The organism is Schaalia odontolytica (genome assembly GCF_009730335.1).
Taxonomy (GTDB): Bacteria; Actinomycetota; Actinomycetes; order Actinomycetales; family Actinomycetaceae; genus Pauljensenia; species Pauljensenia dentiphila.
This window is the reverse complement of record NZ_CP046315.1, coordinates 2,125,422-2,145,921: the sequence shown is the minus strand read 5'-3', so window position 1 is coordinate 2,145,921 and position 20,500 is coordinate 2,125,422. Positions and strand designations below refer to the sequence as shown.

General features: G+C 67.2%; 15 protein-coding genes and 1 riboswitch. Of the genes, 12 read left to right on the top strand and 3 right to left on the bottom strand.

What is annotated here, in order from left to right; all coding sequences use genetic code 11:
• Positions 1–253 precede the first annotated feature (253 nt).
• Positions 254–1,279, bottom strand: coding sequence for a LacI family DNA-binding transcriptional regulator (locus FOC40_RS09355; RefSeq protein WP_196773351.1), 1,026 nt, complete (start codon positions 1,277–1,279; stop codon positions 254–256).
• A gap of 285 nt (positions 1,280–1,564) precedes the next feature.
• On the opposite strand from FOC40_RS09355, the gene FOC40_RS09350 reads away from it, so the two are divergent.
• Both FOC40_RS09350 and ptsP read left to right on the top strand, forming a co-directional pair.
• Positions 1,565–1,831, top strand: coding sequence for an HPr family phosphocarrier protein (locus FOC40_RS09350; protein ID WP_003793915.1), 267 nt, complete (start codon positions 1,565–1,567; stop codon positions 1,829–1,831).
• 4 nt (positions 1,832–1,835) lie between these two features.
• Positions 1,836–3,518 carry a phosphoenolpyruvate--protein phosphotransferase gene (ptsP, locus tag FOC40_RS09345; protein ID WP_003793917.1) on the top strand — a complete coding sequence of 561 codons (1,683 nt, stop codon included), beginning with the start codon at positions 1,836–1,838 and terminating at the stop codon, positions 3,516–3,518.
• An 89-nt stretch (positions 3,519–3,607) separates the two neighbouring features.
• Here ptsP and FOC40_RS09340 read toward each other — a convergent pair whose 3' ends face one another.
• Together FOC40_RS09340 and FOC40_RS09335 are read right to left on the bottom strand one after the other, a co-directional pair.
• Positions 3,608–4,315 carry a hypothetical protein gene (locus FOC40_RS09340; protein ID WP_003793919.1) on the bottom strand — a complete coding sequence of 236 codons (708 nt, stop codon included), beginning with the start codon at positions 4,313–4,315 and terminating at the stop codon, positions 3,608–3,610.
• Positions 4,316–4,330: 15 nt separating this feature from the next.
• Complete coding sequence (locus FOC40_RS09335) at positions 4,331–6,037, bottom strand: PspC domain-containing protein (RefSeq protein WP_196773350.1); 1,707 nt, start codon at positions 6,035–6,037, stop codon at positions 4,331–4,333.
• A gap of 256 nt (positions 6,038–6,293) precedes the next feature.
• Here FOC40_RS09335 and FOC40_RS09330 point away from each other — a divergent pair, with 256 nt between their 5' ends.
• From FOC40_RS09330 to FOC40_RS09285, 10 genes are all read left to right on the top strand, one after another.
• Positions 6,294–7,484 (top strand): ATP-binding protein, encoded by a 1,191-nt coding sequence (locus tag FOC40_RS09330; RefSeq protein ID WP_003793925.1) that lies wholly within the window; start codon positions 6,294–6,296, stop codon positions 7,482–7,484.
• Positions 7,481–8,131 carry a LuxR C-terminal-related transcriptional regulator gene (locus FOC40_RS09325; protein WP_003793926.1) on the top strand — a complete coding sequence of 217 codons (651 nt, stop codon included), beginning with the start codon at positions 7,481–7,483 and terminating at the stop codon, positions 8,129–8,131. The genes FOC40_RS09330 and FOC40_RS09325 overlap by 4 nt, the downstream gene beginning before the upstream one ends.
• Before the next feature lie 132 nt (positions 8,132–8,263).
• Entirely contained in the window at positions 8,264–9,754 is a 1,491-nt protein-coding gene (locus tag FOC40_RS09320) for a DUF1846 domain-containing protein (protein WP_003793928.1), read from the top strand.
• A 137-nt stretch (positions 9,755–9,891) separates the two neighbouring features.
• Entirely contained in the window at positions 9,892–12,726 is a 2,835-nt protein-coding gene (locus FOC40_RS09315) for a UvrD-helicase domain-containing protein (protein WP_003793929.1), read from the top strand.
• 1,353 nt (positions 12,727–14,079) lie between these two features.
• A complete protein-coding gene (gene sucC / locus FOC40_RS09310; protein ID WP_003793933.1) occupies positions 14,080–15,267 on the top strand; it encodes an ADP-forming succinate--CoA ligase subunit beta in 1,188 nt (395 codons plus the stop codon).
• A gap of 26 nt (positions 15,268–15,293) precedes the next feature.
• Positions 15,294–16,214 (top strand): succinate--CoA ligase subunit alpha, encoded by a 921-nt coding sequence (gene sucD / locus FOC40_RS09305; protein ID WP_003793935.1) that lies wholly within the window; start codon positions 15,294–15,296, stop codon positions 16,212–16,214.
• Between the two features lie 73 nt (positions 16,215–16,287).
• Positions 16,288–17,703, top strand: coding sequence for a DUF6350 family protein (locus tag FOC40_RS09300; protein WP_231126007.1), 1,416 nt, complete (start codon positions 16,288–16,290; stop codon positions 17,701–17,703).
• Complete coding sequence (locus FOC40_RS10805; protein WP_003793941.1) at positions 17,678–17,806, top strand: hypothetical protein; 129 nt, start codon at positions 17,678–17,680, stop codon at positions 17,804–17,806. Before FOC40_RS09300 ends, FOC40_RS10805 begins: the two co-directional genes overlap by 26 nt.
• Positions 17,807–17,809: 3 nt before the next feature.
• A riboswitch (ZMP/ZTP riboswitch) is annotated at positions 17,810–17,894 on the top strand.
• A 23-nt stretch (positions 17,895–17,917) separates the two neighbouring features.
• Positions 17,918–19,759 carry a bifunctional phosphoribosylaminoimidazolecarboxamide formyltransferase/IMP cyclohydrolase gene (gene purH, locus FOC40_RS09290; protein ID WP_003793943.1) on the top strand — a complete coding sequence of 614 codons (1,842 nt, stop codon included), beginning with the start codon at positions 17,918–17,920 and terminating at the stop codon, positions 19,757–19,759.
• Between the two features lie 148 nt (positions 19,760–19,907).
• Entirely contained in the window at positions 19,908–20,492 is a 585-nt protein-coding gene (locus tag FOC40_RS09285) for a biotin transporter BioY (protein ID WP_003793946.1), read from the top strand.
• Positions 20,493–20,500: the final 8 nt, after the last annotated feature.

The window sequence follows — 20,500 nt, the reverse complement described above, 5'->3', positions numbered from 1 at the left end:
ACGCTCCACTTAGCGGGTTAACGTGCGCATTGAAGGGCTCAGGCATCACCTATCGGGTTAGCGTGCGCACCGGCGCGATGTGATTGGTGACGCGCGCTCGCGGATAGGTGAGGGGCTCCTCAATACGAACCGAACATGTAGATAGGGGTGAACATGGGGATAACCTATCCGCGTGCGCATCCGTGGTTCCTAGGGGTTAAGAAAATAAGCCGGGGCAGTGCGAGCGGTCACAGTCCCGCCGCGTGATATGCGCTCAGGCGTTGATCGAGCGCCCCTGGATCAGCGTGCCCGAGAACTCGACTGTCTGAGCGTGTGGAGCCCCGGCCTCGTCGGACGAAGAACGCGGAGCCTTGCCCTCGATCTGATCGAGGAGGATCGACACCGCAGCCCGGGCGATCTCCTCAATGGGCTGGCGGATCGTCGCCAAGTGGGGGAGGGCTCGGCGCATCGTCTCCGTGCCGTCAAAGCCGATGATAGGCAGGTCAGTGGGGACCGATAGGTTGCGCGTGCGTGCCCACTCGAGGACCTCAGCAGCCGCCAGATCGTCGGTCGCGAAAACCCCGTCGACGGGAGCAGCGGCGCGGGCCTCGTCCAGGGCGTCGCGCACCATCGCGAAACGCTGTGGCGTGGGCGTATCGAACGGCACGGTGACCACGCGAGGGGTCAGGCCAGCGCGCTCGATCTCGGCGCGGTAGCCGGCCTCGCGCAGATTGCGCGGACCCGAACGGGAGGTAAGCAGCAGGGGATGGCGGCAGCCGCCCTCGATAAGCGCGCGCGTCGCCATGGCGCCCGCCTCTTTGTTTGCACAACGCACGTTCGGGATGGATGGGCTCAGCTCGCGGTCGATCGTTACCAGGGGCATGCGGATCGTGTCGTACTCGCTCAGGCCCTCGTTGTGGGCGCCCGAAATGATCCCGTCCACGCGATTGCCGACGAGCAGCGAGAGGTACTCGCGCTCGCGGTCCGCCCGACCCATGGAATTACAAATGAGGATGCGGTAGCCGGCGTCGGCGAGGGCATTCTCGACCTCGACGGCCAGCTCGCCGAAGAAGGGCAGGGACACGGCGGGAACGATGAGGCCAACCGTCTGCGTGCGCTTGCCGTGCAGGGCGCGAGCCAGCGAGTTCGGGCGGTAGCCGAGCGTCTCGATCGCGTCGGCGACGTTCTTCTTTGTCTTCTCCGAGAGGTAGCCGCGGTTGTTGAGCACGCGAGATACGGTCGTCAGGCTCACTCCGGCCAGCTCGGCGACGTCGGCCAGCGTGGGTTCGCGTGAACTCATGCGCGCTCTCCTTTCCTTCCCTCGGTACTTCTCCATTGTAGTTGGTGGGGTGGGAGGCGGTCGATCGTCATATCGGCGAGGCCTGGGGTGGTTGGTGTGCGTGGGTGTCGTCATGGGGTGAGCGAGTCGCGTCAAATCTATGGTTTTTCGGCATTTATAAGGGTGATGTATCCCATGTCACTGTCTGTGATATCGGGTTTTGCGTGGGTATCTAAGCCCGTTACCATGGGCCGTACGGGCACCTGTGTCTCACGATGGACATACCCGCATTTGAAAGGAACGACCATGATTTCCCGCACCGTTGCAATTGGTTCCTCCGTTGGTCTCCACGCACGTCCCGCTTCCGTCCTCGCCGAGGCCGTTGACGACTCCGGCGTCGAGGTCACCATCGCTTTCGATGGAGAGGAGGCCGACGCCGCGTCGCTCCTCGAAATCATGACCCTGGGCGCCAAGCATGGCGACGTCGTCACCCTGTCCACCGAGGATGATTCCGCGGGCGCGGTCCTCGACTCGCTCGTCGAGCTGCTCTCGCGCGACCTCGACCAGGAGTGAGCTGATGGCGACGCACGACGTCCTGCACGGCATCGGCGTCTCCGCCGGTACCGCTGCAGCTCCCGCCGCGATCGTCCAGCCTGCCCCCGGCGTCGACACGACGGAGCCGGGCAGCGTCGACGCTGCCGCCGACGGCGCGCGTGTCCGTGAGGCGCTCGCAGCCGTTTCCGCTCGCCTGAGCGACCGCGCTGCGAACGCGCCGGAGGAGACGAAGGCGATCCTCAAGGCCACCGCCCAGCTCGCGGGTGACCGTGGCCTGGCCAAGGCCGTCGATAAGAAGCTGAAGAAGGGCCTCGGTGTCACCCAGGCCGTCCATGACGCCGTCGAGGACTACGCGCAGATGCTGCGCAGCCTGGGCGGCTACATGGCCGAGCGTGCGACCGACCTGTACGACGTGCGTGACCGCGCGATCTGCGAGCTGCGTGGCCTGCCCGAGCCCGGCGTGCCGGCGTTTGATGGCCCCGTCGTCCTCGTGGCGCGCGACCTGGCACCCGCTGAGACCGCAACCCTGAACCCTGAGACCGTTCTCGGCATCATTACCGAGGTCGGCGGCCCTACGTCGCATACGGCGATCCTGGCTGCACAGCTGGGTATCCCGGCGATCGTCAAGGCCGAGGGCATCACGACTGTCGAGGAAGGCACGATGCTGGCCCTCGACGGTGGCGTCGGCGAGGTCATCGTCGCCCCCACCGATGACGAGGTGCACCTGCTCAAGGAGCGCTCGCGCCGCCGCGCGCTCGCCCTGGCCGGTTCGACCGGCGAGGGTGCGACCTACGACGGCTACCGCGTCAAGCTCCTAGCCAACATCGGCACGGTTGACGATGCGATGAAGGCTTCGAAGTTTGATCTCGAGGGCTCGGGCCTGTTCCGCACGGAGTTCCTATTCCTGGAGCGTTCGGAGGCTCCGACGCTGGAGGAGCAGACCGACACTTACACGAAGGTCCTGCAGTCCTTCGGGTCGCGTCGCGTGGTGGTTCGTACCCTCGATGCGGGCGCCGACAAGCCGCTGAGCTTCGCGGATCTGGGTGCCGAGGAGAACCCCGCCCTGGGTGTGCGCGGCCTGCGCCTGTGCCAGGTGCGAGAGGATCTAATCGACACACAGCTGCAGGCTCTGGCCGCTGCCCACAAGGCGACGGACGCGGAACTGTGGGTCATGGCGCCCATGGTGTCGACCGCCGCTGAGGCCAAGTGGTTCGCCGACAAGGCGCGCGGCTACGGCCTGCCGAAGGTCGGCATCATGATTGAGGTGCCCGCGGCCGCCCTGCGCGCCGAGCAGCTCCTGTCGATCGTGGACTTCGCCTCCATCGGCACGAACGATCTGACGCAGTACACGATGGCTGCCGATCGCCTGGACGGTAACCTGGCGTCTCTCCTGGATCCGTGGCAGCCCGCGGTCCTCGAGATGATCCGCCACGCCTGCAACGGCGGTCGTGCGACGGGCAAGCCGATCGGCGTGTGTGGCGAGGCCGGCGGCGATCCGCTGCTGGCCCTGGTCCTCACGGGCCTGGGTGTCGCCTCCCTGTCGATGGCTCCTTCGAAGGTCAACGCCGTGCGCGCCGCCCTGCGCATGCACGACCTGGCGACCTGCCAGCAGATGGCCGCCTACGCGGTCGATGCCCCCAGCGCGAAGGAAGGCCGTGACAACGTCCTCAAGCTGGTGGCTCCGGCGATGCTGGATCTACTCTGATTCGACGCCTCTGGCACATGAACGGGGTGGGTCCGGGAACCAATTGGTTCCCGGACCCACCCCGTTCATGTGCGTTGTACGTGGCCGCGTCAGCCCCTGCGAATTGCGTCTGCCGGGTTGGGGGCGGCCTGAGGGCCGGCGCCCTGCTTCGGATTTTTCTTGGTGCGACTCGAGAAGAGAGCAGTGAAGATCAGAATGATGCCGAGGAGCGCGACTGCGCTGATGCCGAGGACCGGCAGATTGAGGTTCGTGATGTAGACCTCGGCAATGAGGAAAGCGCCCACCATGCACACCAAGAGAGCCCACACGAAGGAACCAACGCGCACGCCCCTGCTGGGGGCCTCGGGCAGTGGGTAGGTAGTGCCCAGGGTGTGCTGAGCGCTCCACGTCTGGGTACCCGGGGCGGGGGTAGCGCCCGCCCTCGCCTGAGTGCCGGGGGCAGCCCCGGCCTCGTCGCCCCGAGGAGTCGACTCACCCGTGGAGGCCGGATCGAAGGCGGTGCGTCCGCCCGTGCCTACAGAGCCAGCGGGAGCACCGGCCTGCGCCTGTGAGCCCTGAGCGCCCGATGTGCCCGCCTGGCTCTCAGTGCCAGCGTCTGCCCGAAAGGGGTCGGCAGGCATCTGCGTTGTCGAGGCCTCGCGGAAGATCGCTAGCGGGTCCGAGGTGAGGTCTGGCGAGGAGGCTGGCATCTCGGCGGTTGCATCCTGGCCGCTGGTGGTGGTGGAAGCCGTTGGCAGTGGCGTTGTCTCGTCCCATTCGGGCAGCTGGGTGGTCTGGTCGTCGTTTGAGGTGGTCATAGTCGTGGTCCTTCCTCAGTTACCCGACTGGGAGCCGGTGGGGGTAGTGGACGGGGTGGGCGTTGCGCTCGGAGTCACCGAGGAGGTTGGTGCCGGCGCGGATCCCCAGGTGCCCGAGGAGTCGGGGGACTGTACGATCGTCAGCGTGTCGATGTCCGCTTCGTCGGTGATGAGGATCGTGATGCCGCCGAGGGATGACTTTCCCCAGGTGGGGGAGGTGACCGTCACGCCGGAGCAGTTATTCAGGGACGCGGCCCAGCCGTTGCCCTCCATATTGGTGGACAGAGTGCCGATGCTGGACTGGCAGACGATCTGTACGGGCTGGCCCTCGGCCATCTGAATGGTGAGTCGGCTCCACGCCTGCCAGTCGACCGTGATCGTCTTGGATGTGCCGACGGGAGCGCCGGTCAGGTCGAGCGTGGTCGACCCCGTTGGGTTGCCTCCGCTGACCTTGTCAACCCTCCAGTCAAGCATCGTCTGCTTGCCGATATTGCCCACGGTCGTGTTGATATGCTGGTTGACCCTTTGCGCGCCCTCAGTGCCGATCGCAGCCGTGGGGATCGCGAAGATGAGGCCGATGATGGACAGGGCGGTGAGCCAGCCGGCGCTGCGATCGCGCAGGGCGGCAATCGCCAGGGACAGGCCCACGATGATCAGGCATACGCCGCCGCCAATCGAGATGATACGAGTGATCGTCTGTTCCGCGGTCTGCGCGGCGATGAAGGGGATCGCGGGTCCCTTATCGACCATGTAGATGCCGGCGAGAACGGCGGCCGCCACCAGGATCAGCAGGCCCGTGATCGCCAGGTTTGCGCGACTGGAGACGGTGCGCGGGCGATGAGTCGGCATTGGGCGCGGGGTCCACTGACGAGGCCTGGGCGCGCTGGGCGGAGTCGTCCAGCCGGCGTGGGGCTGGGTGGGGCGAGCGGCGGCCGGGCGCGGCCCGGCGTTCGTGCCCTGGGCGGCGGAGGTGGCGCCATCAGGGCGTGGGGTGCCCGCGCTAGCTGCGCTGCCTGCGGGGACGCCGTAGGCGGGGAAACCCTCGGGGGCCTGGGCGTTCTGCTGCTGCGGCATGGTAGAGCCCGTGTCCTTAGCACCCGGGGCGCTGTGCCCAAAAGGGACGGAGGCTCCCGCCGCTGACGCCTGCTGCTGGCGTGTACCGTACTGCGGGTTGCCGTACTGGGGGGCACCGTGCTGCGGCGTTCCGTACGGGGGTACCGCGCCGTGGCGATGCGGGCCGCCCTGAGAAGCGGAGCGCGCTATGCTCACGATGACCACGACGATGGCTGTCATCGCAGCCGCCAACGCGAGCAGCTGGAACCAGCCGAGGCCCACGCCGTTGACAATTCCGATTGACGACAGTGCCGACGACAGACCGGCGAGAACCATGAACACGCCTCCGATAACCGCGACGTCGAATCGCCCCTCGAGCATTTCTTCGGCATGAATGCGACCGTCGGCGGCCTCGGGGAGGAGAAGCCAGGCAAGACCGTAGGCGATCGCCACGACGGGCATACAGAGCGTGGCGACCACCATGAGGACGCGCACGAGCGACAGATCCCAGCCCTGGCGAGCAGCGATGCCCGAGCATACGCCGGCGATCGTGCGATTCTGAGCGCGGTACCAGCCCGAGCCTCGGACCGCGTCAAAGAAGCTGTTGCGGGGCGGGCGCTGCTGGTACTGGGCACCGGGGTCTGTTGTACCGTTCGGCCAACTCATCATGCACTTCCTCTCGATGGGATCCACACGGCGTGGATCGATACCACTACTCAACCAAAATGACGGGTCGTCCCGAAAGTAGGGGACCCCCTGAACCGCCCCTGATTGTTCTGGGGGTAGCCCGGAGAATGCCCCCGGCACATGCCACAATGGGATTGTGAGCAGACCCGAACAATCCCCGCACCCGGGCTGGACGCCGCCCATTCCGGCCCCGCCGGCCAGGCCTCCGCTCGTGCGTGCGATAGTCGCGAGCCCGGACATGCCGGCCCCCTGGATGGGCGGCGTGTGCTCCGGTCTCGCCGTTCACCTGGGAGTGTCGGTCGCGCTCGTGCGCATCGTCGTCGCCTGCCTGAGCGTCGTGGGCATCGGTATCGGTGTCTACCTGTGGCTGTGGGTGAGCATCCCCGAAGATAATCCCGAGCGAACCGACAACGGGACACTCAGCCCCGGCCTCGTCCGACTGCGCGAGGAACGCGCCAGCCAGGTGTCACGCAACCGCATGATTGTTGTCGGCGTGGCTCTGATCGTTGCCGCGATCGCAGGCACCATCCTGAACGCGACGAACACGCTTGACTGGCGGGACATGGGCTCGATCATCACGATCGGTTCCGGTATCTCGCTCGTGTGGAGTCAGAGTCGCAACGTGAGTTCCTGGCGGTCGTTGCGCTTCGTCGGTGCTGTCTTCGGCGGTATCGTGCTGCTCAGCCTTGGCGTCGTCATGGTGGCTTCGCGCGACAACCCGCCGATTATTCTGCTGCGCGGCGGCCTCATTGGTGCTGCTCTGGTCGCGGGCGTGCTCTTCGCACTCGTCCCCATGTGGGTGCGCACGACGAAAGACCTGTCCCAGGCCCAGGCGCAGCGCGTGCGCGAATCCGAGCGCGCCGACATCGCCGCCCACCTGCATGACTCCGTGCTCCAGGCTCTCACTCTTATCCGCGCATCTGCCGAGGACCCCGCCCGCGTGCGAGCCATCGCCCTCACTGAGGAGCGCGAGCTGCGCGCCTGGCTCTACACGGGCCATGTGCAGGCCGCCGACTCCCTCGACGCTGCCGTCACCGAGGCGGTCGTGGGCGTCGAGAGTCGCCACGGCGTGCCCATCAGCGTGGTCGTCGTCGGCGACATGCGCCCGGGCCCCGGCGAACTCGCGCTCGTCGCGGCCCTCGCGGAGGCCTGCCAAAACGCCGTGCGCCACGGCGCCCCGCCCGTCTCCGTCTACGTCGAAGTGCGCCCCCAGGCCGTGGAGGCCTTCATCAAAGACAGCGGCGAGGGCTTTGACCCTGCCTCGATCGCTGCCGATCGACACGGCGTGCGCGACTCCATCGTCGGGCGCATGCGCAGGACCGGGGGAAACGCCACGATTAGACGTCTCGCCCGCGGAACCGAAGTTGCTCTGAGCGTGCCGCGCTCGGATATCCTGGAAGAAACAGCGCCCAACGGGAGGACCCAGTGACCATCCGCATCCTCGTCATCGACGACCACCCAATGGTTCGGGCAGGCGTGCGCGCCGAGCTCGAAAACTCCGGGGCCGACCTGGAGGTCGTCGGCGACGCCTCCGACGTCGAGGGCGCCATCGCGGCCTGCCGCGCGCTCACCCCGGACGTGGCCCTCCTCGACGTGCACCTGCCCGGCGGAAATGGTGGAGGTGGCGCTGAGGTCGCTAGCACCTGCCGTGACATCGAGGGACTGCATTTCCTGGCCCTGTCCGTCTCGGACGCTGCCGAGGACGTCGTCCAGGTCATCCGAGCGGGCGCACGCGGATACGTCACGAAGTCGATTGCCACCCCCGACCTCGTCGAGGCCATCGGCCGCGTCGCCGCCGGGGACGCCGCCTTCAGCCCGCGCCTGGCCGGCTTCGTACTCGACGCCTTTGGGACCGGCGAGGTGTCCATAACCGACACTGAGCTGGACCTGCTGTCCGCCCGCGAGCAGGAGGTCATGCGCCTCATCGCCCGCGGCTATACGTACAAGGAAGTCGCCCACGACCTGTTCATCTCCATCAAGACCGTCGAAACCCACGTGAGTTCGGTCCTGCGCAAGCTCCAGCTCTCCAACCGTAACGAGCTGACGCGCTGGGCGATGCAACGACACATCGTGTGAGGTCGGACCCCTTTCGAGCGCCCCATCCGGAGCGCGCGGCCCATCCGTGCCTACAATGGAATCCCGAGAGCGTGACAGCGCCTGACCGCCCCGCACGGACGGCCCCTTTATTTCCGCGACCTCGGAGGATGCATGCACCGCATCGGTTTTGATAGTGATCAGTACGTCGAGATGCAGTCTCGACACATTGCCCAGCGACGAAGCGAATTCGGCGGAAAGCTGTATTTGGAGTTCGGTGGCAAGCTGATCGACGACATGCACGCGTCGCGTGTTCTGCCCGGTTTTACGCCCGATAACAAGGTGCGTATGCTGCGCGAACTGGCCGACGAAGTCGAGATTATCGTCGCCGTTAATGCCAAGGATTTCGCGCGCCGCAAGGTCCGCGCAGACATGGGAACAACCTACGACGACGAGGTTCTGCGCCAGATCGACGAGTTCCGTGAGCGCGGCCTGTACGTCGGTTCCGTCGTCATTACGCAGTGGACGGACGACAACAAGGCGGCCGCCGAGGTGAAGGAACGCTTCGAGAAGCTCGGCATCCGCGTCTACCGTCACTTCCCGATCCCCGGCTACCCCTCGGACGTCGAGCGCATTGTCTCGGACGAGGGCTACGGCGCCAACGAGTACGTGGAGACCAGTCGCAACCTCGTCGTTGTGACGGCGCCTGGACCGGGCTCCGGCAAGATGGCGACCTGCCTGTCACAGCTGTACCACGACCACAAGCGCGGGATCGAGTCGGGGTACGCGAAGTGGGAGACCTTCCCGATCTGGAACATTCCGCTGGATCACCCGGTCAACATCGCCTACGAGGCGGCCACCGCCGACCTCGACGACGTCAACATGATTGATCCCTTCCACCTGGAGGCGTACGGGATCAAGACGGTCAACTACAACCGTGACGTCGAAATCTTCCCGGTCCTGAACCGCCTCTTCGAGAAGATCCTCGGATCCTCCCCATACAAGAGCCCCACGGACATGGGCGTGAACATGGCGGGCCACTGCATCGTCGACGACGAGGCCTGCAAGGAAGCCTCGCGCCAGGAGATCATCCGCCGCTACTACAAGGCCCTCGTGACCGAGAAGAAGGAGATGAGCGAGCCCGTGCAGTCGGCGCGCATCTCCCTGCTGATGAGCCGCGTGGGCGTGGGCCGCATGGACCGCCCGGTCGTGCGTCCGGCCCTCGAGCTGGCCGAGGCCACGGGCGAGCCGGCGGCCGCGATCGAGCTGCCCGACGGCCAGATCGTCACGGGCAAGACGTCGGCGCTGCTGGGCTGCTCCTCGGCGATGCTCCTCAACGCCCTCAAGAAGCTCGCCGGCCTGCCGGACGAGGTCCAGCTCCTGGCCCCGCAGTCGATCGAGCCGATCCAGCGCCTCAAGACCCGCGACCTGGGTTCTCGCAACCCGCGCCTGCACACCGACGAGGTCCTCATCGCGCTCGCGGTCAGCGCCAACGGCGACGACAACGCGCGCCGCGCCCTGGACAAGCTGAGCTCGTTGCGCGGCTGCGACGTGCACGAGTCGGTCATCCTGGGGCCCGTCGACGAGGGCATCTTCCGCTCGCTGGGCATCCAGGTGACGACGGAGCCGGTGTACGCGACGAAGTCGCTGTACCGCAAGAAGTAATCGCTTCGACGAGGCCGGGGTTTCCATCGCTTATCAGCGCGGGGAGGCCCCGGCCTCGTTGTGTGCCGCCTTTCGTGGTTGGCGCCACCCGGGGCGGGGGTCGCAGGTGAGGGTGGGGCGGTTTACCCTTGGAGGCGATGAGTGACTCGACTTCTTTGCCTGACCTTGGTTTCCTGATCGGCCCCGACAGGGGTTCCCAGGACGACTACGTGCCGCCGGAGGTGCCCGCCTTTGATGTGGAGGACGCCTTGGGTTCCGACGCGTGGCCGGAGATCGCCGTGCCGGGTGGGGCATCGGGTGCGCCGTCGGCGTGGGAGCCTTCCGCGTCCTCGGGTGCTTTTTCGTCCCGCTGGGAGCCTCCCGCGCGCCCGGGCGTGGACCCCGAGTCGCTGACGCGTGGCCTCAACGATCGTCAGCGCGAGGCCGTCACTCACGCGGGCTCGCCGCTGCTGATCCTGGCTGGCGCAGGCTCCGGTAAGACGCGCGTGCTCACGCACCGCATCGCATACCTGCTGGCCACGGGCCGCGCGCGGGCTGGGGAGATCCTGGCGATCACCTTCACGAACAAGGCGGCGGCCGAGATGCGCGAGCGCGCAGGCGCCCTCGTGGGCGACGATGCGCGCCGCATGTGGGTGTCGACCTTCCACTCGGCGTGCGTGCGCCTGCTGCGCTACAAGCACGAGGCGGCGGGGCTGTCCTCGTCCTTCACGATCTACGACGCCCAGGACTCCCAGCGCCTCATCCAGATGGTCCTCAAGGCCATGGACGTCGACATCAAGCGCTTCACCCCAAAGATGGTGGCGGCGCGCATTTCGGACGCGAAGAACGAGCTGATCGGCCCGGCGCGCTACGCGGAGACGGCGGGCAAGGACCCGGTCTCGCGCATCGTCGCGGACGCCTACGTCGAGTATGACAAGCGCATGCGCGCATCGAACGCGCTGGACTTCGACGACCTCATCATGCGCACGGTCGACCTGCTGCACGAGAACCCGCTGATCGCCGAGCACTACCACCGGCGCTTCCGCCACATCCTCGTGGACGAGTACCAGGACACGAACCACGCGCAGTACGTCCTCGTGCGCGCCCTCGTGGGGGATGGAAAGGATGGCGTGGAGCCCGCCGAGCTGACGGTCGTGGGTGACTCCGACCAGTCGATTTACGCCTTCCGTGGCGCCACGATTCGCAACATCGAGGAGTTTGAGCGCGACTTTACGGGCGCGCGCACGATCCTGCTCGAGCAGAACTACCGCTCCACGCAGAACATCCTGTCGGCCGCGAACGCGGTCATCGCCCGCAACACGGGGCGCCGCGCGAAAAACCTGTGGACGGCCTCGGGCGATGGTGCGCTCATTACGTTGGACGCCGCCGATTCCGAGCACGACGAGGCCCGCTTCGTCGTCGGCGAGATCGACCGCCTCGCGGACTCCGGCGTCGAATGGGGTGACATCGCGGTCTTCTACCGCACGAATGCGCAGTCCCGCGCGCTGGAGGAACTCCTCGTGCGCCAGGGCATCCCGTACCGCGTCGTCGGCGGCACCCGCTTCTACGAGCGCCGCGAAATCAAGGACGCCTTGGCGTACCTGCAGGTCATCTCCAACCCCGACGACACTGTCGCGGCCCGCCGCGTCCTCAACGTCCCCAAGCGCGGCATCGGCGCGAAGGCCGAAGAGGCGATCGCCGCGCACGCCGCCCACTACGGCATCTCGTTTGGCGCGGCGCTGCGCCACCTGTGGCTGCGCGCCGGCTGCCCCGCGGGTGAGGGCGAGGGGATCGACGTCGATGCGCTCGCTCGTTCCACGTCCCCGGACGAGGCATCGGCTGATTCTTCGGCTCCCGTTTCCTCGGATGGAGCGGCGGGGGAGAATCCTGGTGCTCGCGATGGCGCTGATGAGAGCGCGACTACTGTCGAGAGCGCGGCTGCGGCCCCGGCCTCGTCCCCTGTCGAGAGTGCTCCTGAGACGGCTCCCGAGGTCCTCGGGATCACCCCGCGCGCCGCGAAGTCGGCGGCTGCATTCTGGGGACTCATCGAGACGCTGCGTGCCGCGGAGGCGCGGGGTGCATCGCAGGCCGACATCCTCGAAGAGGTCCTGGATCGTACCGGCTACCTGGCTGAGCTGCGCCGCAGCGAGGACCCGCAGGACGCCTCGCGCGTGGAAAACCTGGCGGAACTGCACTCGGTCGCGGGTGCCTTCGCAGCCGAGGCTCCCGGCGGAACCCTCGCGGACTTCCTTGAGCGCGTCGCCCTCGTGGCCGACTCGGACCAGGTTCCCGCGGAGGGCGAGCGCGGTGGGCAGGTCACCCTCATGACCGTGCACACCGCGAAGGGCCTCGAATTCCCGGTCGTGTTCGTCACCGGCATGGAGGACGGCACTTTCCCGCACCAGCGCAGCCTCGGTGACGAGAGCGAGCTGGAGGAGGAACGCCGACTGGCATACGTTGCGATTACGCGTGCGCGCGAACACCTGTACCTGACGCGCGCGGCCGTACGCAGCGCCTGGGGGACTCCGCAGGAGATGCCGCCCTCGCGGTTCCTCGACGACATCCCCGCCGAGCTCCTCGACGTGCGCCGTGCGGCCACGTCGGGGGAGCGGATGCGAGCGCCGTACGGCGGTTCCTACGGGTCCGGATCGTACGGCTCGGGTTCCTATGGGCGCTCCCGTCGCTCCGAGGGACGCGACCCGTGGGGCGACACCGACACGGGCGCCTTTGGCTCCGGCCGTGGCGGCGCCTCCGCCCAGCCCGCCGGCGTACGCAAGGTGACGCGCATGGGGGTTGCTCCTGCGGCCAAGCCTGCCGAGGATAAGCCGGTGCTCTCCCTCAAGGTCGGCGACCGCATCAAGCACGCAACCCTGGGGGCCGGCACCGTCACCGGCATCGAAGGCGAGGGACCGCGCACCGTGGCCCGCATCCGCTTCGGCCTGGGCGAGAAGCGCCTGCTCGTGCGCATGGCTCCGATGAAGAAGATTTCGTAGCGTATCCCGGCTAATGCCCAGCACTGCTCGGTTTGCTTGTGGCCCCGCGGGTGTTCCGGACGCCATGTGGCCTGTCTCGTGGGCTGGGCTGCTTGATGCACCCGCGGGCGGCCGGCGGCCAGCCCGCGAGCCGTCCGCGCCGCGAGCCTTCGGCTCGGCGCGTCGTCTCGAAGCCCGGCCAGGCCCTACCGCCGCCCACCGGCACCGCAGCCAGGCCCCGCCTCGAAGCCCGCCCGTGCCCTCCGGTCCCTCCGGTGCCCTCCACGCCAGCGGTGCCTGGCCGCTGTGGTGCCGCCTGTGGGCATCGCAGGGGCCTCGCGCGCTGCGATTTCTGGCCGATCTTTTGCGTGTTGTTACAAACGTCGTCAATCCAACGGCTTTTTCGCTGAAAATAGTGGTTTTTGGACGCAGATTGACGACGTTTGTAACAGCAGGCCTCGCAAGGGATTTCAAATCGCTCCGGTTTGACGACGTTTGTAACGTCGTTCGCCCACGGGCTCCGCAGCCAGGTCCTCCGACGCTCTCCTATGGTGTGCGTGTTCTGGATAGGAAGCTCTGTTCTGGATAGGAACGGTGCTTCTGGATAGCTTATTAACCTATCCAGAACGCAACAACCTATTCAGATTGTTGTTTCCTATCCAGTTTGGTGGTGTGTGCCAGCCCGCCGGCTTGCTTGCCGCGTGGTGGTGGGGGTTTTGCACGACATGAAGCCTCCTGGCAGCGTGTCGCCGGTGTGTCAGACCCTCATGTAGTGTAATTCCCCGATTGGTGGCGGTGTGGCCGCGAAACTGCAGACCCATTGAGTAAAAAACGCCTAAAACAGGCTGTTTTGGCGCAATGGGTCTGCACTTTGGCGGAATCTGCGGGCGTCAGTGCGTTGGCTGATTGATGCGGTGCTGCACGGTGTCATGCTCTCCTTGGTCCCGGCTGCTGGGCCCATCTACTGGCAGTGTTAACTCTTCAATGCACAGCTAAACCCACCTAGTGGCGGCTGGGCGCTGCCGCCCACGCTCCACCAGGTGGGTTAACGTGCGCGACAAAGTGTGTCGATTCGCCACGCACTGGGCCTCACGGATGTGGGAGCTACGTCCATGCTCGCCGAGATTGAAGGACCTGTGGCTCGTGTCGTACAGCTGCGTAGCGGGGGAAAGCGGTGCGCCGCTGGTGCTACGACGCCCTGCGCGTCCCACCGCCCCCTGCAACTGACCCCGCAACGCAAAGCGTTGACAAAGGGAAGTGGCTCTCCGGTCAAGGTTGTGACAAGCCTTGATAATGGGAGGAAATGGCGCGTTGACGCCGGTCGCACGTTAGAATTATTGCGCTGACCACACCACGTTCAACGGAGGGAATAAGGTGGATCTCTACGAGTACCAGGCCCGGCAGATGTTCAAGGAGCACGGCGTGCCCGTGCTCGACTACCGCCTGGCGTCAACCCCCGAAGAGGCGCGCGAGGGTGCGCGCGAGCTCCTGGCGGACGGTGCGTCGCTGCTGGTCGTCAAGGCGCAGGTGAAGACCGGCGGCCGTGGCAAGGCCGGCGGTGTCAAGCTTGCCCACACCGCCGACGAGGCCTACGAGAAGGCCGAGGCGATCCTCGGCCTCGACATCAAGGGCCACATCGTCAAGAAGGTCATGATCGCGTCCGGCGCGGACATTGCCGCCGAATACTACTTCTCGATCCTGCTGGACCGCTCGAACCGCCGCCACCTGGCGATGTGCTCGCGCGAAGGCGGCATGGACATTGAGACCCTCGCGAAGGAGCGCCCCGAGGCTCTCGCGCGCGTCCCCCTCGATCCCGCCGTCGGCATCAACGCCGAGGTTGCCCGTCGCATCGCGAAGGAAGCCGGGTTTGACGAGGCCACGGCCGAGGCCATTGCCCCCGTCCTCGAAACCCTGTGGACCGTCTACCGCGATGAGGACGCGACTCTGGTCGAGGTCAACCCGCTGGTGTCCAGCCCCGACGGCTCCGTGTGGGCGGTTGACGGCAAGGTTACCCTCGACGACAACGCCCGATTCCGTCACCCCGGCCACGCTGAGCTGGTGGATGTGGCCGCGCAGGATCCGCGCGAGGCCGCCGCGAAGGCAGCCGGGCTCAACTACGTGCGTCTGGAGGGCCAGGTCGGCATTATCGGTAACGGTGCGGGCCTGGTCATGTCGACGCTCGATGTGGTTGCGATGGCCGGCGAGGAGTTCGGCGGCATGAAGCCCGCGAACTTCCTCGACATCGGCGGCGGCGCCTCGGCCGAGGTCATGGCGAAGGGCCTGGACATCATCCTCGGCGACGAGCAGGTTCGCTCCGTGTTCGTCAACGTCTTCGGTGGCATCACCGCCTGCGACCAGGTCGCCCGAGGCATCATCGGTGCGCTCGAGACGCTGGGCGACGCGGCCTCGAAGCCCCTCGTCGTGCGCCTTGACGGCAACAAGGTCGAGGAGGGCCGCGCGATTCTTGCCGAGGCTGCGCACCCGCTCGTCCACATGGAAGAAACAATGGACGGCGCGGCCCGGCGTGCAGCTGAGCTCGCAGCCCAGGCCTCGTCGAAGTAACGACCCGAGAATCGCAGGAGAACACCATGACTATCTTCGTCAACTCTGACACCCGGGTCATCGTCCAGGGCATGACTGGCGCCGAGGGCCGCAAGCACACCCAGCGCATGCTGAGTGCCGGCACGGCCATCGTGGGCGGCACGAACCCGCGCAAGGCCGGCACGACCGTCACCTTTGACGTGCAGGGCTACGGCCCGGGCGTCGACAAGGTGACCGACGGCCAGGTTGAGGTCCCCGTCTTCGGCACGGTTGCCGAAGCCCGCGAGGCCACCGGCGCGAACGCCTCCGTCATCTTCGTGCCCCCGGCCTTCGCGAAGGGAGCCGCCCTCGAGGCCATCGACGCGGGCATCGAAACGATCGTCCTCATCACCGAGGGCATCCCCGTCCAGGATTCCACGATCGTCGTCGAGCGCGCGCTCGCGGCGGGCGTGCGCCTGATCGGCCCGAATTGCCCCGGCATCATCTCGCCCGGACAGGCGAACCTGGGTATCACTCCGGCGGACATCACGGGACCGGGACGCCTCGGCCTTGTCTCGAAGTCGGGCACGCTGACCTACCAGCTCATGTACGAGCTGCGCGATTTCGGCTTCACGACGTGCCTGGGTATCGGCGGCGACCCGGTCGTGGGCACCACCCACATCGACGCGCTGGCAGCTTTTGAGGCGGACCCCGACACGGACCTCGTCATCATGATTGGTGAGATCGGCGGTGACGCCGAGGAGCGTGCGGCCGCCTGGATCCAGGAGAACATGACGAAGCCCGTCGTCGCCTACATCGCGGGCTTCACGGCCCCCGAGGGCAAGACCATGGGGCACGCCGGTGCGATCGTATCCGGCTCGTCCGGCACGGCTGCCGCGAAGGCGGAGGCGCTCGAGGCCGTGGGCGTGCGCGTGGGGCGCACTCCTTCGCAGACGGCGCAGATCGCGCGCGAGATCCTCTCGCGCTAACGTCACAGCGCAAATCGGCCCGGGGTCGGCGCGCAGCGTCGCGGCCCCGGGCCGATTCTGACACTATGGGCCTGTGAGCGAGCGCATCAGAGAAGTACCCAGTCCCCGGCGAACCACGACCACGTACGTGGCGGATCGAGCGACGATCCGTGTGGCTGTCCCGCAGGGGTGGGCGCGCGGTGTGCTCGCGGGAGTTGAGGCGGCCTTCGCGGGCTGGGGTCTGATCACGGTGTTCACGATGATCGCCTACCTGACGCTGCGATCGAACTCGTGGATGAATGGCACGACGCCGCGCGACGCGCTCGGCCTGGGCGGGGACCTGTGGGCCGCCGTCATTGGCGGCACGTCGGTCGTGGGTGACGTGCACTATCGCGCGATCCCGACGCTGATGGGTGCCCTGCTGGTCGTGTTGGTGCGGATTCTGCTACGCACGACGGCGGGTTATCCGCGCAGTGCCGCGCTGTTTGCCGTCCCTGGCTTCCTGCTGACTTCGTGGCTCCTGGCGGGGGCTTCCGGTATTCATTCGCATTGGTGGACGGGCACGATCGGCGGCGTGTTGATCCCGCTGATCGGCTCGGTGTGGTTCGTCGCCTCGGGCTATTCGCGCGACCATGAGGCGCCGTCGATGCAGCACTGGATTTCGGGTGGCCTGAAGCTGGGTGGCCTGTCTGTGGTGGTCCTCGCGGCCGCCTCGTTCGTCGCCTCGGTCATTGCGCTCGTCGCGGGGTGGAGCCGTATGGCGGGCATTCTGGAGCTCCTGGGTGCGTCATCGGCCGCGGATACGTCGTTCATCGTCGGCGGGCAGGCGCTGTTTGCGCCGACGATCATGGCGTGGGTGGCCTCCTGGTGGTCGGGCGCGGGCTTCTTGACGGCGACGGATTCGTTGCATTCGCCGACGGTTGTCGGCTCCGGGCCGATCCCGCCGATTCCGCTGTTGGGTGCCGTCCCGCAGACCGCTCCCGGCATGTGGGTGCTCCTCGCGCCGATCGCGCTGGGTATCGGCCTCGGTGTCGTCGCGGCTCGTTCGTTCCGTCGTGAGCACCTACTGCACCAGACCGCTCAGGGGTTCCTGGCCTCGTTGATCACCGCGTCGGTGACGGCCCTGTGGATGTGGAGCGCGACGATGAGCATGGGCTCCGTGCGCCTCGCATCGATGGGCCCGCGCGTGGGGTGGGCGACGCTCGCCCTCGTGCTCGAGATCGCCCTGCCCGCGCTGATCATCGCCCTGGCGACCCACCCGACGACGCGCGCCCTCCTCGGCGAGGGTGCCGGTCGCGTGCGCAACGAGGGCGAGGCCCTGCGCCGCCGCGCCGCCGAGCGTGCGTCCCGCGTGGGAGGCACTGCGTCGACGACGGACGAGGCCTGGGCTGAGGCTTCCGACCCCGCTGAGGTGGGCGACACGGAAGCAAGCGCCGACGAGGCCGGGGCTGAGGATCTCGAAGCGGTGGCCGATGGGGGGAGAAGTGGCCGAGACGCACGAGGAGACTAGCGAAACCGCCGCCGATGACGCCGCGGACAGCGAAGCGGTCGAGGCCGAAGGTGACGCGGAAGACCCCGAGACGAAGGCGACGCGGCGCGAGGGCCTGAACTAGACTGGGAGACGCCGCGACTGGCGAGGGTGGATGACCACCGGGGAGCGGCCGCATTTCCCGCGAGGCGTCGCCCGCCTGGGCGCCTGGGTTTGGTCTCAACCTGGAGGAACTATGTCCGTCTCCCTGGACAACCTGGAACCCATCGACGTGCGCCCCATCAAGCGGGCCCTGATCTCCGTGTATGACAAGACGGGCTTGGAGGACCTTGCTCGCGCCCTTGGCGAGGCCGGCGTGGAGATCGTCTCCACCGGCTCCACGGCTGCCCGCATCGCGGCCGCTGGCGTGGCTGTGACCCCGGTCGACGACGTGACCGGTTTCCCCGAGGTGCTCGAGGGCCGAGTGAAGACCCTGCACCCCTTCATCCATTCCGGCATCCTGGCCGATCAGCGTAAGGCCGCGCACCGCGAGCAGATCGCGCAGCTCGGTATCCAGGCGTTTGACCTGGTCGTGTGCAACCTGTACCCCTTCCAGGACACGGTTGCGTCGGGCGCGTCCTTCGACGAGTGTGTCGAGCAGATTGACATCGGTGGCCCTTCCATGGTGCGAGCCGCCGCGAAGAATCATCCGTCGGTCGCGGTCGTGACCTCTCCGGAGCATTACGCGGATGTGGCCGAGGCCGTGGCGGGGGAGGGCTTCACCCTCGAGCAGCGTCGCGTGCTGGCCGCCGAGGCCTTCGCCCATACGGCGACCTACGACCTGGCGATCGCCGGCTGGCTGGCTGACGAGCTGGACCTCGAGGACGTGCGCGAGACCCTCGACGATGCCGCCGAGACTCACCTGGACGCCTCCGACGCTGCGTTCCTGGAGTCGCTGGGCTACCAGACCGAGGAAGACTACGTGGTGGAGGCCCCCGAGGAGGAGGGGCAGGCCTCGGGCATGCCCGTGTTCGTCGCGGATGCGTTCGAGCGCGTGGAGTCGCTGCGCTACGGCGAGAACCCGCACCAGGGTGCGGCCGTCTACCGTGAGATCGACGAGTCCTTCGAGGACGAGGAGGCCGACGACGAGGCCTGGGCCCCGGGTATTGCGAATGCGCGCCAGCTGCACGGCAAGGCCATGAGCTACAACAACTACACGGACGGTGACGCCGCCCTGCGCGCCGCCTACGATCACGAGCGCCCCTGCGTCGCGATCATCAAGCACGCGAACCCCTGCGGCATTGCGGTGGCTGACGACGTGGCCGAGGCGCACCGCCTCGCGCACGCCTGCGACCCCGTGTCGGCGTTCGGCGGTGTGATCGCCGTGAACCGCCCGGTGAGCGTGGAGCTGGCCCGCCAGATCGTCCCGATCTTCACCGAGGTTGTGCTGGCCCCCGATTACGAGGAGGGTGCGCTCGAGGTGCTGAGTGCGAAGAAGAACCTGCGCGTTCTGCAGGTTGAGCCCCCGGCTCGCGGCTCGTACGAGTTCAAGCAGATCAGCGGCGGCTTGCTGGTCCAGGAGCGCGATGATATTGACGCGCCCGGCGATTCCCCGGAGAACTGGACGCTTGCGGCAGGTGCTCCCGCCGACGAGGCGACGCTGGCGGACCTGGAGTTCGCGTGGCGCACGGTGCGCGCGGTGCGCTCGAACGCGATCCTGCTGGTCAAGGACGGCGCCTCGGTGGGTGTTGGCATGGGCCAGGTGAACCGCGTGGACTCCTGCAAGCTGGCGGTTGAGCGTGCGAATACGCTGGGCTCGCGCTCGACGGGTGACGCGGCGGCGTCCAACGTGGACAGCGCGGGCGGTGCTCGCGCCTCCGAGGTCGTGGGTGATGCTCCCGAGCAGCGTTCCATTGGCGCGGTCGCCGCGTCGGATGCGTTCTTCCCCTTCGCCGATGGCCTGCAGGTGCTCATCGATGCGGGCGTGAAGGCCGTCGTTCAGCCCGGCGGCTCGGTGCGTGACCAGGAGTCGATTGATGCGGCGAACGCTGCGGGTATCACGATGTACCTGACGGGCACGCGCCACTTCGCGCACTGATCATTCCCGTTCATGGGCTCCAGGGGGCGAGCGCCGGTGTGGCGTTCGCCCCCTGAGATCTGCGCCCGTGTGCTTGACAGGGGAGTGGTGTTCAGCATATTGTTCAATTGTTGAATGAAAGGCTGTTAGCCCTGTTGAAAGGTGTCGTATGACCACCCTGACCGCTTCCCCCGTCGCCGCGCGTGAGAACCGTGTTCTCGCCGATCGCCTCGGTGGCACGATCGCCCGCGAGATCGCCCTGGTGGCGGCTGGCACGATCGCCATGATCGTCCTCGCCCGCATCTCGATCCCGCTGCCCTTCACGCCCGTGCCCGTCTCGCTCGGCACGCTGGGTGCCCTCTCGGTTGGCACGACCCTCGGCGCGCGCCGAGGCCTCGTCTCGGTCGCTGCGTACGTCCTCCTCGGCATTGCGGGTGTCCCGGTCTTCACCGGCACGAACGTCGGCTGGGCCTTCGCCTCCTTCGGCTACATCCTCGGCTACCTCCTCGTCGCCGCGATCGCCGGAGCGGCCGCCCAGCGCGGTGCCGACCGTCGCATTGTCACCATGGCGCCGACCGCCGTCGTGTCTCTGTTCTCCGTGTACATCCTTGGCCTGGCCTGGATGATCCCCTTCGCGCACATGACCCTCGAACAGGGTCTGATGAAGGGCTTCGTGCCCTTCATCATCGGCGACCTGGTCAAGGCTGCCGTGGCCACCGGCACCTTCCCGGTGCTGCGCTCCATCTTCCGCTGAGGCGCGCG